The following is a 15,441-nucleotide window of genomic DNA, read 5'->3' on the forward strand; positions in this document are numbered from 1 at the left end:
TTTCCGCAATAAAATTATCTGAAGAATGTTATCACTTCGTGCTTCATACTTCAAGCTTCAAACTTTTAAATAAATGAAAAAATTCATCATAGCACTCGCCGCATTTTCAGTTTTATTATCCTGCCAGAAAATTGAAGAAATCTTTACGACGGGCGTTGAAAGTGCGAAACAGAAAGCTCAGGAAAAAGCCAACGAAATGGTTCAGGAAACCGTAAACGAGCAGCTGAACAAATATGTAAATAACCAAACGGTAAAATTTGACAGCGTTTTTCCTCATCAAAATACTTTGGTTGTAGAAAATGAAATCGGAAAGAAAGTGGCTTTTCCAAACGGTTCACCTTTTTATGTTTTCAAATACAAAACTGCGGATAAAGATGCTTTACTGAAAACTTTAGTTGAACAGCCAACAACTAATGAAGCCCAATCTAAAAAGGAATTTCAGAAAATTGACGGCGCTTCAATTGTAGAAAAACTGACATTCATTGAGAAATTTCTCCCACCAAATACAATTGATACGGGCTTTCTCAACGATATTAAGAATGATAAAAATATTGAGTACTATAAAGTAAAACGCTTCCCGAATTCCAGCACCATTATCTACAATCCAAAAACTCAAATGGTGTATCAGTTTGTTGAAGTGAAAAAATAATTTAAACTAAATTTTTAGTTATGGAAAACAGTCTGGAAAATTCAGATAAAGTCTTCAGCGAAATTCAGAAGCCTTCTGATTTTGAATTTAATACTACCGTTGCCGGAGTATTTGATGACATGGTAAGCCGCTCAGTGCCTTATTATGAGGAGATGCAGCGTATGGTTGCAGAAATTGCAGGTAAGCATGCTCAGGAAGGAACCAAAGTTTACGACCTCGGGTGCTCAACAGGAACAACGCTGCTGCTTATGGACAAAACCGTTGATGCCGGCGTTGACTTCGTGGGGATCGACGACAGCAGCGAGATGATTACCAAATGCCGCGAAAAAATTAACAGTTATAAGCTGCACCGCAAAATCGATCTTGCAGTCGCGGATCTGACAGCAGAAGTTCCGGTAAAAAATGCTTCTGTTGTCGCAATGGTTCTTGTGCTTCAGTTTATACGTCCCGTTAGCAGACATGAAATTCTGAAGAAAATTTATGACGGAATGAAGGACGGAGGTGTTTTCATCATTATTGAAAAGATACTCACCGAAGAAAAATCGTTTAACCGCGAGTTTATCGATTATTATTACGACTACAAGCGCCGCAACCAGTACAGCGAGCTCGAAATCTCCCAGAAAAGGGAAGCGCTTGAAAACGTGCTTATTCCGTATAAAACAAGCGAAAATATAAGTCTGCTGCGCGAAGCTGGTTTTGCTGAAGCAGAAGTATTTTTCAAATGGTATAATTTTACAGGCATTATCGCCAAGAAAATCTCATGATACAGATAGGTAATTTTTTCTTTAAGTACAGAAACTGGCTTTTCATAATCCTTTATTTACTGCTCTTCGTCCCTTCACCACCGCTTTTTGGTGAAAAAACATTTGGACCGAATTATTATTGGTATCCTATTATTTTGGGTCTGATTGTCACGGTTGCCGGACAGCTCATCCGTGGTATGACGATTGGGCTGGCCTATATTGTGCGCGGCGGAAAGGACAAAAAGGTTTATGCGGAAGGTCTCGTAACAGAAGGAATTTTCAGTCATGTCAGAAATCCGCTGTACGTGGGAAATATTCTGATGCTTCTGGGTGTAGGCATTTTGGCCAACTCGATGATTTATACTTTTATTATTATGCCGCTTTTTCTGTTTATTTATCAGGCAATTGTACTTGCAGAAGAAAATTTTCTGCGTGGAAAATTCGGGCCGGGCTTTGATGAATACACGAAAAAAGTCCACCGCTGGATCCCAAATCCGGCCGGTTTAGGCAAAACCTTTGCATCGATGGAGTATAAATGGAAAAGATGGCTTACGAAAGAATATAATACACAGTTTGTGTGGCTCTGCGGAATTGCGCTGATTTTGCTGTTCAAATATCCGCAGCTTACCAATGGCGATGAAAACCTGCGCAATACACTGGCGATTGCTGCCGTACTGATTTTCGGGGTGTACTATCTGTTTGTACGGTACATGAAAAAGTCCGGTAAATGGACGGATTAATATTCTGATTTTTTTTATTTGGGCGTGTCCCTCATTCGGGAACCCCATTGCGCGGCCTGCGGCCGCGCAATGGGGTTCCTCTTTCGGGCCGGTCTGCGGCAAGTCGCTTTTCTTTGTTTTTTGGCGGCGGCCGCAGGTCGCCGCCAAAAAACAAAGAAAGAGCTCCAACAGTTGCCTCCGCCCTCACGCGTGCGTTGCCTCTCACCAGTTATCGATTATTTTTCCGAAATTTGTTTTCTTCGGTAATCTCTAAAAAGAAAAAATGAAAATATACACAAAAACAGGCGACAAAGGTGAAACGGCGCTCTATGGCGGAACACGCGTCTCTAAAGCTTCTGCAAGAGTAGATTCCTACGGAACCATTGACGAACTCAACGCTTTTATCGGCGTGGCGAAAAGTCAGATTGAAAGTAAAGTGGTTTTAGAACAGCTCAAAAAAATTCAGTTTGATTTATTTACAGTCGGTTCCGAAGCCGCAACTCCGGTAGATAAAATGTTTTTGGCCAACGGAAAGTCCCGGCTTCCATTAATCATTTCCGAAACCGAAATCGAAGAACTCGAAAACTGGATGGACAAAATGGAAGAATCTCTGGAGCCGCTGCAATTTTTTATTCTTCCCGGTGGTGGAAAAGCGGCAACTTCGCTTCACGTTGCAAGAACTGTTTGCAGAAGGGCAGAACGCGCTTTGGTTTTTCTGAATGAAACTGAAGAAGTCCGTCCGGAACTCATCAAATATCTCAACCGGCTTTCCGATTATTTGTTTGTTCTGGCGCGTTATGTTTCAAAACTTCAAAATGAAAAGGAGGAATATTGGAATCATAGTGAAAGAAAATAAGCTGGAAAAAATTTAGAACCACAAAAGTCACAAAAGAAAAGTTAAGATTAATACTTTTGAAAAGTGAACAAAATGAAAACCGTCGGTTTTCTACTTTTGTGCTCTGATTTTTAAGCGTAAAAATGAAAAATCTTTATTTCTTATTTGTAAAAAACTTTTGTGACTTTTGTGGTTAAAAATATGAAAGCTGTTTTATTCATCAACGGAACGCCTCCAAAAAATCTTTCAAATGTGGAAGATTATGACGTTATTGCCTGTTCTGACGGTGCTTTCCATTATCTCAAAGAGAAAAATTTCCCCTTAGAAAAATTGGATTTTATTTCAGGAGATTTCGATTCCCATTCGGGTTCGGACGAAAATATCTATTATGAAAAATTTATTCACACTCCTGACCAAAACAAGACCGATTTCGAAAAATCTTTGGAAATTTTAATTGATAAAGGTGTTGAAAAGGTAGATGTTTACGGAGGAAGCGGTGGAGAAATGGATCATTTTTTAGGGAACCTAACTGTGGTTTTTAGTTTTAAAAATCAACTTGAAATTAAGTTTTTTGATGAATTTTCAACGTATTATTTTATACCGAAAGATTTCGTTTTAAAAAATGTTAAGGACAAATTGATTTCGCTCTACCCATTTCCGAAAGCAGAAAATGTTGTTACAAAAGGCTTAAATTGGACTTTAAATAATGAAGATTTAAATATTCATTCAAGAATTGGGACAAGAAATTTTGCTGTGGAAGATGAAATTTCTATACAATATTCAGCGGGAGATTTGCTCCTTTTTGTGGGCGAAAAATATCTTTAAAAAAATTCACTTTCAAAATCGATTTTATCTTTACGATTTGTAGTATTTTTGCATCTCAATTTTAAACTTTTTGTTCGCTGATGAAAATCAAATATTCTGAATTAATCGACCAGACTTTGTATTTCCCAACCGAGGAATTCAACGTTTTGGAAAATAGTTTACAGTTTCACGATATTCCTTTAATGGAGGTCGTCGAGAAGTTTGGAACACCTTTGAAGTTCAATTATTTGCCAAAGATCTCTATGAATATTCAGCGTGCGAAAGGTTGGTTTAAAGAAGCGATTGAAAAAAACGAATACAAAAAAAGTTATAGATATTGCTACTGTACCAAATCAAGTCATTTCAAATTTGTTTTGGATGAAGCTTTGAAGAATGATATTTCTATTGAAACTTCTTCGGCTTACGATATGGACATCGTGAAATCGCTTTACGATGAAGGAAAATACGATAAAAGTATTGAAGTAATCTGTAACGGTTTTAAAACCGACGATTATTTGCAGAAAATTGCTGATCTCATCAACAACGGTTTCGAAAATATCACTCCAATTCTCGACAATTACCGTGAACTGGACAAGTTAACTGAAAGCATCGATACGACTTTCGATATCGGAATTAGAATTGCTTCGGAAGAAGAACCAAAGTTTGAATTTTATACCTCAAGATTAGGAATTGGTTATAAAGACATCATTCCTTATTACTCACAAAAAATTGCAGAACATCCGAATGCAAGACTGAAAATGCTGCATTTTTTCATCAATACTGGAATCAAGGACACTGCTTATTACTGGAACGAACTGTACAAATGTCTTCGCGTTTATGCCCGTCTGAAAAAAATTGCTCCGGAAGTGGACTGCCTAAATATTGGTGGCGGTTTCCCAATCAAAACATCGTTAAATTTTGACTACGATTACCAATATATGGTCAATGAAATCGTATCACAAATCAAAAAATTCTGTGAGGAAGAAGGGGTAGAAGAACCTAATATTTATACTGAATTCGGGAGTTTTACCGTTGGTGAAAGTGGAGGACATTTGTATAAAATCATCTCCCAAAAACGTCAGAACGACAGAGAAAAATGGAACATGATCGATTCGTCTTTCATGACAACGCTTCCTGATACTTGGGCGATTTCCCGTCACTTTATTATGCTTCCTTTAAACCGTTGGGATGATACATACGAAAGAGTTTTCCTTGGTGGATTAACTTGCGATTCCGATGATTACTATAATTCTGAACAGCATACCAACGCGATTTATTTGCCTGTTTTCAGCGATACAAAACCTTTATACATCGGATTTTTCCATACCGGAGCGTATCAAGAAACAATTGGAGGTTATGGCGGTGTTCATCACTGTTTGATGCCTCAACCAAAACACATTCTTATTAATAAAGATGAAGAAGGCAATTTTGTTTATGAAGTTTTCCGCGAGGAACAAAAACCGGAAGAGGTTTTAAAACTTTTAGGATATTAAAAAATTAGCCACGAATTCACGAATTTGTGGCTTTTTTATTCGTGTATTATTGGCATTAAAAATACTTCGAAATTTTATCCATCCTCAAATCTTCAAAATCATAAACCAAAATATCTGCGGTAGAATAATCCTGCAGTTTAGAGTGCTCACTTGCAAAAGCCGCGACAAAAATTTCGGCTGCGTTTGCGGCTTTAATTCCGTTGGTGGAATCTTCGATGACCATGCAATTTTGCTTGGATTCACCACTCATTTCCGCAGCGAGTTCGAAAATTTCCGGATGAGGTTTGGATTCCTTTAAATCGGCACCACTAATTTTTGCAATGAAAAATTTCTCCAAATCAAATTTTTCAAAGACCCAGTTAATGGTATTCATATGTGCGGAAGAAGCTAAAACTAACTTTATTCCGTTTTCAAAATAATGAACAATTAAATCTTTCACGCCGGGAATCAAATCAAAATCCGGGTCGGTATCAAAATAGTGTTTGAAATAATTTCTTTTGATGGCAGCCAAATCTTCCCATGATTCATCAAACTTAAATCTTTCAACAAGTCTGGTCATCACGCTTTGCGTGGAGGAACCGGTAAACGTGGTATACAGTTCTTCATCCACCACAATTCCCAAATCATTAAACATTTTGAAATAGGCTTTACGGTGAAGCGGTTCTGTGTCCACAATTACACCATCCATATCGAAAAGTACTGCTTTTAAAGGCATCTGAAAGAATTTTTGCAAAAATACCTTTTTAGTTTGATATCGTTTAAGTGTTTAACTTTTTTTGATAATGTTCAAAATTTCAAAAGGGAAAAATCAATATCAAACGGTCATACAACATCAAATCCAATCAAACAATTTCTTTTATCTTTGTTCAACTTTAATATTGAACTTAAAATGAAAACATACGCAGGAATTCCTGAAGAAAACGCGACACTTGAAAACTCGAAAGTAATGTTGGTAACTGTTCCTTACGACGGAACTTCAACCTGGGGAAAAGGTGCAGACAAAGGTCCTGAACTATTTTTGGACGCTTCCGAAAACATGGAGCTATATGACATCGAAACCGGAACAGAGCCTTATCTGGAAGGTGTTTGGTTGGCCGGAGAAATTGCTGAAAATTCTTCACCGGAAGCGATGACAGATGCGGTTTACAATAAAACTAAAGAAATGATGCAGAACGAAGGGAAATTGTTTACCCTTTTTGGTGGCGAGCATTCAGTTTCTATAGGTTCTATCAGAGCTTTTGGAGAAAAATATCCTGATTTAACGGTGCTTCAATTGGATGCTCATACCGATTTGCGTCCCGATTTTCATGGTTCTACTTCCAATCATGCCTGTGCAGTTTTTGAGGCTTCTCAGAAATTAAATTTGGTGCAGGTTGGAATCCGTTCCTGTGATGTTGAAGAAATGCAGTACGTTCCGGAAGGTCAGTGTTTTTGGGCACACGAAATTGCCAATAATGAAAACTGGATTAATGATGTTTTGGAAAAAGTTTCCGGAAATGTTTATATCACCATCGATTTGGATGCTTTTGACCCGTCTTTCGCACCTTCAACAGGAACACCGGAACCAGGCGGTTTACAATGGTATCCAACTTTGGAGCTTTTGAAAAAAGTTTTTGAAAAATGTAATGTTGTGGCTTTCGACATTGTTGAGTTAATGGATTCTCCTTACGTGAAGCCTACTGCTTTTCTCGCTGCAAAACTTTATTACAAGATGCTGGCTTACTATCATTTGAATCAAGAAGCCTAATTTACAATATAAAAAAATATTCGTGCATTTGTGGCTGGAGATTTTGCCACGAATGCACGAATATTTTTGTTGAAGACCCTGTCTAAAATTCTCCGAATTTTATCCTCCAAGGTTGGAATCGTTCCTCGTAATGTGAGGGGGATTTTTCGGCGCGGCAGCGAAGCTGCCGCGCCGAAAAAACATACGGTTTGTCAGGCTGAGCTTGTCGAAGCCTTCTAAGAATCTGCTCCGTCCAATTAATCAGCGAGAAATTTACTTCAAAACATCTGCTTCAATAGAGCTGTCTCCAAAAATCTTAATAAAAGCTTTGGTATAATCTTCTTTAGTGGCAAAATTCGGATTATCCAAAAATTTCTGAGGATTTACCGCAAATAAAGGATACCATGTGCTTGAAATCTGAATTTGAATTTTATGTCCTTTCTTAAAAGTATGAACTACATCTTGTAATCTGAAGTTTACCGCTGTCTTTTGGTTTGGAGATAAAGCATCAGGCTTTTCACGAGAATTTCTGAATCTTGCCGGCATAATTTCGCTTCGAATCATCTGATGATAATTTCCGTAAATCACGCCGTCTTTCTTTTCTGCTGGCTTAAAATCTTCAGGATAAACATCAATTAATTTTACCGCAAAATCCGCATCTGTTGAAGTTGAAGCGATATTTAAATTTGCTAAAATTTCTCCGGCAAAAGTCATATCTTCAGTTAAAACAGGATTTGTAAAAGTCACAACATCAGGTCTTCCTGCAGCAAAACGCTGGTCTTCACTCATGTAATTTCGTGGTGTAAATCCGTTGAAATCTTTCAAATTATCGGAACTTAAAACCGGGTTGTTTGGATCGCTGTAATATTCTGTCGCTGTTGATGATCGCGAATTTTTTAAAGTTCCGTCAGCAAGATAAAAATTGACTTTCTTAGCTTCTTTTGGAGGATAAACAGAGAATTCTTTCCATTCTTTTTTTCCGGTATCAAACATCACGGCTTCTGGTAAACCGGCATCTTTTTTAGTATCACCTTTCAGATAATGATTAAAAAATTTAGTTTCAAGATTTTTCTGATAATAAGTCGCGATGCTGTCACCAAAATAGATGTCGTTGTGGAAATGCTTTCCGTTTTCACGAGACCAGCCACCATGAGAAAATGGTCCCATTACGATGGTGTTTTTGGCTTTCGGACTTGTTTTTTCAATGGTTTTGTAAATATTTAATGGTCCGAATAAATCTTCAGCGTCGTACCAACCGCCAACAGTCATAACGGCGTGATTAATATTTTTCAGATGAGGAAGAAGGCTTCTTTTTTGCCAATATTCATCGTAGTTGGGGTGATTCATAATTTCTGTCATGAAAAAATTATCCTTGTAATATTTTTCGTACCCGTCCTTTAAAGTTCCAAATTCTCGGTAGAATTTAAGACCGTCTTCAGAAGTTTGTTTCACGAAGGTGTCATTATACCAACCTGATTTTTCAGCTTTTGTTTTTTGAACTCCAAACACAGGAAACGTTCGGAAATATCCCATCATAAATTTTCCGTTGTGTAGGAAATCATCATTCCAAAAATCGGAGATAGGAGCTTGCGGAGAAGAAGCTACCAAAGCCGGATGTTGTGCTAAAGTTCCTGCAGCAGCATAAAAACCGGGATAAGAAGTTCCATATTGTCCAACTTTTCCGTTATTGTCAGCAATATTTTTCAAAAGCCATTCAATCGTGTCGTAAGTATCGGTACTTTCGTCGATGTCTTTTTTAGTTTTTCTTTCAACCTGTGGCGTCATATTCGTAAAAGTTCCTTCACTCATGTATCTTCCACGAACGTCCTGATAAACAAAAATATATTTGTCATTCAGCAAATATTTATTCGGACCTAAAGATGTTTTATATTCAGTTTCGCCGTACGGAGCAACGCTGTAACAGGTTCTCTGCATCAAAAACGGATACTTTTTATTTTTTGCAATATCTTTCGGGATGTAGATGGAAGTAAAGAGTTTCACTCCATCTCGCATTGGGATATAAACTTCTTTTTTAGTGAAATTGTCCTTTACAAAAGTGGTATTTTGTTGATTTTGCTGAGCAAAGAAAGAGGCAGAAAATAATAGTAGAAAAATTTGAAAATACTGCTTCATCGGTTTAATTTTGAACTAAATTATAAATTATTGTTGATTTAATCTTCATCACTTTAATAACATAACATGGAATTATTCGAAAATATTTTTGATGCTGAGCAGAATTTGCTTCCAAAAGACGGCACCGTTAATTACTATGGAAAAGTTTATAAAAGAGACGAAGCGGATAAATTCTACCAATACTTACTCAATGAAATTCCTTGGAAAGCCGATGAAGCCATGATTTTTGGTAAACTCATCGAAACTAAAAGAAAAGTAGCCTGGTTTGGAGATGATCATTTCGAGTACACCTATTCCGGAAGAACAAAAAATGCACTGAAATGGACACCTGAACTTTTAATGCTGAAAAAGAAATGCGAAGAAATTACCGGAGAACAGTTCAATTCCTGTCTTTTAAATTTATATCATGACGGAAATGAAGGCATGGCTTATCACAGCGATGGCGAAAAAGATTTAAAAAAGAATGGCGCCATTGCATCACTCACTTTCGGAGCAGAACGGAAATTTTCCTTCAAACATAAAGTTTCAAAAGAAAAGGTAGAGCTGGTTCTCAACCACGGAAGTTTGCTTGTCATGAAAGATCAAACCCAAAGTTACTGGCTGCACAGACTTCCACCAACCAAAAAAGTTTTCACACCGCGAATCAATCTGACTTTCAGAACAATTGTTAATCACTCAAAAGAAAATCACCGTGAAAAATAATACATTTGATTATTAACAATTTGCAGAAAAATTAAGAAAATTTTACAATTTTTTAAGAAATCGGCATACTATTTATTAGTAAATTTGGGAATAAAATTTTTTTTAACATTAAATAAATTCAACTATGAAAAAAACATTCGCAATGGCTGCTTTGGCACTTGCTGTCTCTTTCGGATCAGTAGCATGTAAGAAAAAAGTAACTGATGCTGATTTGCAAACTCAGGCTACTACTGTAGTAACATCTAACCCTAACGCAAAAGTTACAGTAACAGAAGGTACTGCTCATTTGGAAGGAACTTTCGCAGATCAGGCTTCTAAAGATGCTATGGTTGCTCAATTGAAAGCAATTCCAGGTATTAAAGACGTTATGGATATGTCAACAGTTGCTGCTCCTGTAGTAGTTACAACTGCTGTAGATCCTGCAGTTCAGCAAAAAGTAAACGATGCTGTTAAAGATTTCCCTTCTGTAAAAGTAGAGGTTGTAAACGGCGAATTAACACTTACAGGAAATGTTTCTCCAGAGCAGGCTAGAAAAATCAAGCAGTCTGTAGATGCATTGAAAGTAGGAAAAGTAAACTTTAATTACACAGTAAAATAATTGAAAATGAGTGCATTACAAGATAAATACGCAAGCGTAGTTTCAGCAGCACAGTCTGCAGGAATTTCAGGACTTCAGGTTACAGAACAGGATGGTATCCTTTATGTTTCAGGAAACGCATCAAACTCTGCGGCAAAAGATGCAGTTTGGAACGCTCTTGGAGCAATCGATTCTACATATTCAGCTTCAGATATCAATATCGATGTTCAGGTTGCAGGTCTTGCAGCTGGTACAGCGCTTAGTGTTGCAACTGAAGAAGGAAACCTTAACATCAGACAGGAGCCTTCAACTGAAGCTGCAATTGCAGGAAAAGCTGCTCACGGTTCTTCTGTAACTTTGGTGGAGCAAACTTCCGACGAGTGGTGGAAAGTAAGAACTGCTGATGGAGTAGAAGGTTACGCATACGCAAGATATTTGCAGGCTTAATAGAACCTCAAGAAATTTTGAGAACCTCTGGATTTTTTCCGGAGGTTTTTTTATTTGGGGCCATTCTGTAAAAATTTTCAGACGCTGATTCCCAAATCAAAATTTTTACAGAACCGCGCTTTCCGCTATATCTTTTTTACGCGCTGCCTCGTCTGAAGACGAGTCCGCGCGTAAAAAAGGATGCCGCTTCAATCGTTTGTCCATAATTTCGTTGTTTAACACATTTTTAACAAAAAAAACTATATTTGTGCAACATTCAATAAATTACTTATGAGTTCTAAACTTCTAAAGATATTTCCTTTAATAACTCTTTCGATTGCCGTTATTCTCCACGCAATTAATTTTTTACAGCCACTGCCAAAAGATTATCTTGTATTTGGACATCTTTTGCTGATCTTAGGGATGGTTACTTACGCTTTAAACCGAAGAAATCTTACCACATGGATTTTGGTAAGTATTGTGATGGGAATTATTGTCGGAAGAGATTTTCCGGGAATTGCTCTTTCTTTACAGCCGTTAAGTCAAGGTTTCATCAGGTTGATTAAAACCATTGTTGGACCAATCCTTTTTGCTACACTAGTTTATGGAATTGCAGGACATTCTGATTTAAAACAAGTAGGAAGGATGGCTTGGAAATCTTTGTTGTATTTTTATTCAGCTACCACAATTGCACTATTTATCGGTTTAGCAGCAATTAATATTTCTCAGGCCGGAGTTGGGATTGATGCGTCGAAAATTCCTCATCAGGAACTTCCAAAAACTTCGGCGGTAAAAGAGGCGGATGTAAAAGCACTAGAGCAAATCCCAGAAGCTAATCATTGGATTTTTAAAACTACAGCATTTTTCAGGGACGTTTTTCCGGAAAATATTATTAAATCTATTTACGAAAATCAGGTTTTACAAATTGTCATCTTTGCCGTTATTTTCGGAATCGGATTAGCTCAGCTTCCCGAAAAGAAAAAGAAACCGCTTGTCGATTTCGTCGAAAGTCTATCAGAAACTATGTTCAAATACACACACATCATTATGTATTTTGCACCGATTGGAGTAGGAGCTGCAATGGCTTATACCGTAGGACATATGGGAATTGATATTTTGAAATATCTGTTCATGCTGCTTTTGACCTTGTATTGTGCGCTTTTTGCTTTTTTGTTATTGGTTCTTCTTCCAATTGCTCTTTACATGAAAGTTCCCATTAAAAAATTTATTGAAGCTATAAAAGAACCTGTTTCCATCGCCTTTGCAACAACAAGTTCAGATGCTGCGCTTCCTGTAGTAATGCAGAATATGGAAAAATTTGGAGTGCCAAGAAAAATCGTTTCTTTTGTAGTTCCCACTGGATATTCGTTCAATTTGGATGGAACGACACTTTATCTTTCTTTGGCTTCAATTTTCGTCGCTCAGGCTGCAGGAATGCATCTTTCTTTTGGGCAGCAATTGCTAATCTGTCTAACGCTAATGATTACCAGTAAAGGAGTTGCAGCAATTCCAAGAGCATCTTTAATTATCCTTATTGCAACTGCGGACCAATTTGGACTTCCGGTTTTCATCATCGCAGCAATTTTGGGAATAGATGAATTAATGGATATGGGAAGAACTTCTGTAAACGTTATTGGAAACTGTTTGGCTTCCGTCGTCATTGCAAAATGGGAAGGTGAGTTCGACCAGGAAAAAGCCCTCAATTTTGTAGAAGAATAAAATAAAAAACTTCGGAAATTCTCCGAAGTTTTTTGTTTTGATAAAGATTCACAATTGACTATTCACCATTCACCATTCACTTACCTCACCTCAATCTCATCCACAAAAATAAACGCATCACCTCCAAACCCCTGATGCCACTGCGGAAGTTTCCCAAAATTGTAAGCTTTTACCTTTACATATCGTGCTTCGGTCGGTAAAATTTCTGCCGAGAAATTTTTGATGATGTTGTCAGTATTTTTTGGATTAACATCGTTATTTACGGTTGCAACGAGGAAATAATCTTTATTGTTGGACGAAAGATAATATTCAACTTTTGTCGGCATCAAAATCCAACTTTTGGAATCTTGAAGATAAGTAGAAGATAGTTTTGTAAGACGCTGTAGCATTTTCAAATCAACCACCGCTTCAAAATCCTGACTTTGGTAACCCTGCCAATCACCTTTTCGCCAGTTTTCCGTACCGTGAATGCCATCAATCAGCCCGTATTTTCCACCAGCGGTGTATTGCGGATTATAAACGCTTTTAATATCAATTTCCCAATGGTTGGGTCTTTTGTTGAAAACCGCAGTTCCAATCGAACTTTGCTGTCCGTTTCTTTCAGCATAGGCCGTAACAGTCGTTGTTTTTGAAATTTCGAAAGGTTTTTTATACGGAATGTGGCGTTTTCGTACGTTCGCATCGCTTTCATCCATCGTCATATAGAAAATTTTGTCTCTTGGATGGAGTCCTTCAATGCTTATTTCATTCTGAAAATCAAACAGCCTGTTCCCTTTAATCAAAGGCGTGGAAACCAATTCCGAATATTTCATTTCCGGTTTGAAATTCACATTTTCAAATCCTAATTTTTTCAGTTCTGCCGCAGTTGAATTTTTCGTAATCGTTCTTGTCGTTCCGTCTTCCAGATGAATTTTTACTTCATCGAAATACGGTGTTGTGGTTTCCCATTCCGGTTTTCCGGGTGTTACGCTGTAAATTCCCATCGAACTTAGCACAAACCAAGCGGACATTTGTCCACAATCTTCGTTTCCAATTAAACCGTCGGGTGAATTTTTATAAAAATTATCGAGGATAAATCTTACTTTTTCGGCCGTTTTTTCCGGTTTTCCCACAAAATTATAGAGATAAGCAATGTGGTGACTCGGCTCGTTTCCGTGCGCATATTGACCAATTAATCCTGTGATATCAACTTGTTCACGACCAGTAGTTTTTTCGGGAGCAGAAAAAATTCCGTCCAGAAATTTTTCAAAGTTTTCCTTTCCGCCGTGCGCAGAAATCAAACCTTCCAAATCTTGCGGAACAAAGAATGAATATTGCCACGAATTTCCTTCGGTAAAATTATTGTTGACTTCTCGCGGATCAAACGGTTCCAGCCAGTTTCCGTTTTTTCGTGGCTGCATAAAACCTGTTTTTGGATTGTAAAGATTTTTCCACGATTGCGAACGCTTCATAAAATACTCGTAATCGTCTTTTTTGTTCAGTATTTTCGCCATTTGCGCAATGCACCAATCATCATAGGCATATTCCAAAGTCTTGGAAACGCTTTCGTGTTCATCATCTACAGAAATATAATTGTTCTGTTTGTAGGCATTCAACCCAAAAATATCAAGGATTGCGGAATTTTTAGCCGCCTGAAATGCTTTTTCATAATCGAAACCGGTAATTCCTTTCGCCATTGCATCTGCAATCACGGAAACCGAATGGTAACCAATCATACATTCCGTTTCGTTGGCTGCCAATTCCCACACCGGCAATCTTCCTCCTTCTTCATACTGTTTGATGAAGGTTTTGATGAAATCAACCGTTCGTTTTTTATCGATTAAAGTCATCAAAGGATGCGCTCCACGGAAAGTATCCCAAAGTGAAAAAACAGTGTAATAATCGTGATTTGCGGTGTGAATTTTATTGTCGCGACCGCGGTATTTTCCGTCAACATCCTGATAAATATTCGGTTGTGTGAAAGCGTGATACAGCGCAGTGTAAAAAATAGAGAGTTTGTCTTTATCGTCGGATTTTACTTCAATTTTAGAAAGTTCTTTGTTCCAAAGTGCTTCTGCATCTGCTTTTGTTTTGTTGAAATCACCGGAAGTACCTTCTACAAACATATTTTTTTCGGCGCCTTCAAACGAAGTTGGAGAAAGGGCGACTTTCACTTGAATTTTTTCGCCTTTTTTGACATTTGAAGAAAGTGAAACTGCCAATTCAGTTCCGGTAAATTTTTTATCTGAAATACTACTGTTACCTCTTAATTTTGAAATTTTTAGTGGTTTTGAGAACTCAATTCTCGCAAAAACGTATTGGTTTCTTGCCCAACCTTCACTTTGTCTCAAAACTTCAATGGTTTTGTTATTGATGATTTTGATTTCGCCTTTTAATAATTTATCGCGATGATTTAAATCTAAAATAATATTCGCTTGTCCTGCTTTATTGAACGTGTATTCATGATAACCCACTCTTTTTGTTGTTGTTAAACGGACATCGATATCATCATCCAACAATTTAACGGAATAAAAACCTGCGCTGGCTTTTTCATTTTTGTGAGAGAATTTTGAAGAATAAACCTTGTTATCCAAACTTGGCATTCCCATTGTCGGCATCAGCATAATATCTCCATAATCCGAAACTCCGGTTCCGTTTAAATGCGTATGCGAAAATCCATAAATCACAGAATCTGAATAATGATAACCGCTGCAACCGTCCCAACTCCCGTCAATTCTCGTGTCAGGAGAAAGTTGCACCATCCCGAAAGGAACGGTTGCACCCGGAAAAGTATGTCCGTGACCACCGGTTCCGATGAATGGATTGACAAATTTTGCGTAATCCTGCGAGAAAATATTCAAGAAAATAAAAGAAAGGATGACTGGAAAGAGTTTTTTCATTTTTAGATTTTGATGCTTAAAAATAAAGATTTTAAC

Annotated in this window: 14 protein-coding genes; 11 read left to right on the forward strand and 3 right to left on the reverse strand. The window is 37.5% G+C overall.

What is annotated here, in order from left to right; translation table 11 throughout:
- Nucleotides 1–73 precede the first annotated feature (73 nt).
- From Q0252_RS11870 to Q0252_RS11895, 6 genes are all read left to right on the forward strand, one after another.
- On the forward strand, nt 74–649 hold the full coding sequence (locus Q0252_RS11870) for a hypothetical protein (protein ID WP_297986606.1): 576 nt from the start codon (nt 74–76) through the stop codon (nt 647–649).
- 20 nt (nt 650–669) lie between these two features.
- Nucleotides 670–1,413, forward strand: coding sequence for a carboxy-S-adenosyl-L-methionine synthase CmoA (gene cmoA, locus Q0252_RS11875; protein WP_297986609.1), 744 nt, complete (start codon nt 670–672; stop codon nt 1,411–1,413).
- A complete protein-coding gene (locus Q0252_RS11880; protein WP_297986612.1) occupies nt 1,410–2,132 on the forward strand; it encodes an isoprenylcysteine carboxylmethyltransferase family protein in 723 nt (240 codons plus the stop codon). Before cmoA ends, Q0252_RS11880 begins: the two co-directional genes overlap by 4 nt.
- 262 nt (nt 2,133–2,394) lie before the next feature.
- Nucleotides 2,395–2,967 (forward strand): cob(I)yrinic acid a,c-diamide adenosyltransferase, encoded by a 573-nt coding sequence (locus Q0252_RS11885; RefSeq protein ID WP_297986614.1) that lies wholly within the window; start codon nt 2,395–2,397, stop codon nt 2,965–2,967.
- A gap of 180 nt (nt 2,968–3,147) precedes the next feature.
- Entirely contained in the window at nt 3,148–3,771 is a 624-nt protein-coding gene (locus Q0252_RS11890) for a thiamine diphosphokinase (protein ID WP_297986617.1), read from the forward strand.
- Between the two features lie 80 nt (nt 3,772–3,851).
- Nucleotides 3,852–5,243: an arginine decarboxylase gene (locus tag Q0252_RS11895; RefSeq protein ID WP_297986620.1), complete on the forward strand. Its 1,392-nt coding sequence runs from the start codon at nt 3,852–3,854 to the stop codon at nt 5,241–5,243.
- 55 nt (nt 5,244–5,298) lie between these two features.
- Here the strand turns inward: Q0252_RS11895 and Q0252_RS11900 are convergent, their stop codons facing one another.
- Nucleotides 5,299–5,958 carry an HAD family phosphatase gene (locus Q0252_RS11900; protein WP_297986623.1) on the reverse strand — a complete coding sequence of 220 codons (660 nt, stop codon included), beginning with the start codon at nt 5,956–5,958 and terminating at the stop codon, nt 5,299–5,301.
- A 174-nt stretch (nt 5,959–6,132) separates the two neighbouring features.
- On the opposite strand from Q0252_RS11900, the gene speB reads away from it, so the two are divergent.
- Nucleotides 6,133–6,990 carry an agmatinase gene (gene speB / locus Q0252_RS11905; RefSeq protein WP_297986626.1) on the forward strand — a complete coding sequence of 286 codons (858 nt, stop codon included), beginning with the start codon at nt 6,133–6,135 and terminating at the stop codon, nt 6,988–6,990.
- A gap of 252 nt (nt 6,991–7,242) precedes the next feature.
- On the opposite strand, the gene Q0252_RS11910 is transcribed toward speB, so the two are convergent.
- Complete coding sequence (locus Q0252_RS11910; RefSeq protein WP_297986628.1) at nt 7,243–9,102, reverse strand: CocE/NonD family hydrolase; 1,860 nt, start codon at nt 9,100–9,102, stop codon at nt 7,243–7,245.
- A 66-nt stretch (nt 9,103–9,168) separates the two neighbouring features.
- Here Q0252_RS11910 and Q0252_RS11915 point away from each other — a divergent pair, with 66 nt between their 5' ends.
- The 4 genes from Q0252_RS11915 (at nt 9,169) to Q0252_RS11930 (ending at nt 12,526) form a co-directional block, all read left to right on the forward strand.
- Entirely contained in the window at nt 9,169–9,804 is a 636-nt protein-coding gene (locus Q0252_RS11915) for an alpha-ketoglutarate-dependent dioxygenase AlkB (protein ID WP_297986631.1), read from the forward strand.
- Nucleotides 9,805–9,928: 124 nt separating this feature from the next.
- Nucleotides 9,929–10,402, forward strand: coding sequence for a BON domain-containing protein (locus tag Q0252_RS11920; protein ID WP_297986634.1), 474 nt, complete (start codon nt 9,929–9,931; stop codon nt 10,400–10,402).
- Nucleotides 10,403–10,408: 6 nt separating this feature from the next.
- Entirely contained in the window at nt 10,409–10,828 is a 420-nt protein-coding gene (locus Q0252_RS11925) for an SH3 domain-containing protein (protein ID WP_297986636.1), read from the forward strand.
- A gap of 270 nt (nt 10,829–11,098) precedes the next feature.
- On the forward strand, nt 11,099–12,526 hold the full coding sequence (locus tag Q0252_RS11930) for a cation:dicarboxylase symporter family transporter (protein WP_297986638.1): 1,428 nt from the start codon (nt 11,099–11,101) through the stop codon (nt 12,524–12,526).
- An 80-nt stretch (nt 12,527–12,606) separates the two neighbouring features.
- Here the strand turns inward: Q0252_RS11930 and Q0252_RS11935 are convergent, their stop codons facing one another.
- Nucleotides 12,607–15,405 carry a GH92 family glycosyl hydrolase gene (locus Q0252_RS11935; protein ID WP_297986640.1) on the reverse strand — a complete coding sequence of 933 codons (2,799 nt, stop codon included), beginning with the start codon at nt 15,403–15,405 and terminating at the stop codon, nt 12,607–12,609.
- Nucleotides 15,406–15,441 lie beyond the last annotated feature (36 nt).

Origin of the sequence: uncultured Chryseobacterium sp. (genome assembly GCF_936933875.1) — a bacterium.
Taxonomy (GTDB): Bacteria; Bacteroidota; Bacteroidia; order Flavobacteriales; family Weeksellaceae; genus CAKZIK01.

What these genes read in the sequence shown, in the direction of transcription:
- Q0252_RS11870 (WP_297986606.1), top strand. Translation starts at nt 74, where the DNA reads ATGAAAAAATTCATCATAGCACTCGCCGCATTTTCAGTTTTATTATCC.
- cmoA (WP_297986609.1), top strand. Translation starts at nt 670, where the DNA reads ATGGAAAACAGTCTGGAAAATTCAGATAAAGTCTTCAGCGAAATTCAG.
- Q0252_RS11880 (WP_297986612.1), top strand. Translation starts at nt 1,410, where the DNA reads ATGATACAGATAGGTAATTTTTTCTTTAAGTACAGAAACTGGCTTTTC.
- Q0252_RS11885 (WP_297986614.1), top strand. Translation starts at nt 2,395, where the DNA reads ATGAAAATATACACAAAAACAGGCGACAAAGGTGAAACGGCGCTCTAT.
- Q0252_RS11890 (WP_297986617.1), top strand. Translation starts at nt 3,148, where the DNA reads ATGAAAGCTGTTTTATTCATCAACGGAACGCCTCCAAAAAATCTTTCA.
- Q0252_RS11895 (WP_297986620.1), top strand. Translation starts at nt 3,852, where the DNA reads ATGAAAATCAAATATTCTGAATTAATCGACCAGACTTTGTATTTCCCA.
- Q0252_RS11900 (WP_297986623.1), bottom strand. Translation starts at nt 5,958, where the DNA reads ATGCCTTTAAAAGCAGTACTTTTCGATATGGATGGTGTAATTGTGGAC.
- speB (WP_297986626.1), top strand. Translation starts at nt 6,133, where the DNA reads ATGAAAACATACGCAGGAATTCCTGAAGAAAACGCGACACTTGAAAAC.
- Q0252_RS11910 (WP_297986628.1), bottom strand. Translation starts at nt 9,102, where the DNA reads ATGAAGCAGTATTTTCAAATTTTTCTACTATTATTTTCTGCCTCTTTC.
- Q0252_RS11915 (WP_297986631.1), top strand. Translation starts at nt 9,169, where the DNA reads ATGGAATTATTCGAAAATATTTTTGATGCTGAGCAGAATTTGCTTCCA.
- Q0252_RS11920 (WP_297986634.1), top strand. Translation starts at nt 9,929, where the DNA reads ATGAAAAAAACATTCGCAATGGCTGCTTTGGCACTTGCTGTCTCTTTC.
- Q0252_RS11925 (WP_297986636.1), top strand. Translation starts at nt 10,409, where the DNA reads ATGAGTGCATTACAAGATAAATACGCAAGCGTAGTTTCAGCAGCACAG.
- Q0252_RS11930 (WP_297986638.1), top strand. Translation starts at nt 11,099, where the DNA reads ATGAGTTCTAAACTTCTAAAGATATTTCCTTTAATAACTCTTTCGATT.
- Q0252_RS11935 (WP_297986640.1), bottom strand. Translation starts at nt 15,405, where the DNA reads ATGAAAAAACTCTTTCCAGTCATCCTTTCTTTTATTTTCTTGAATATT.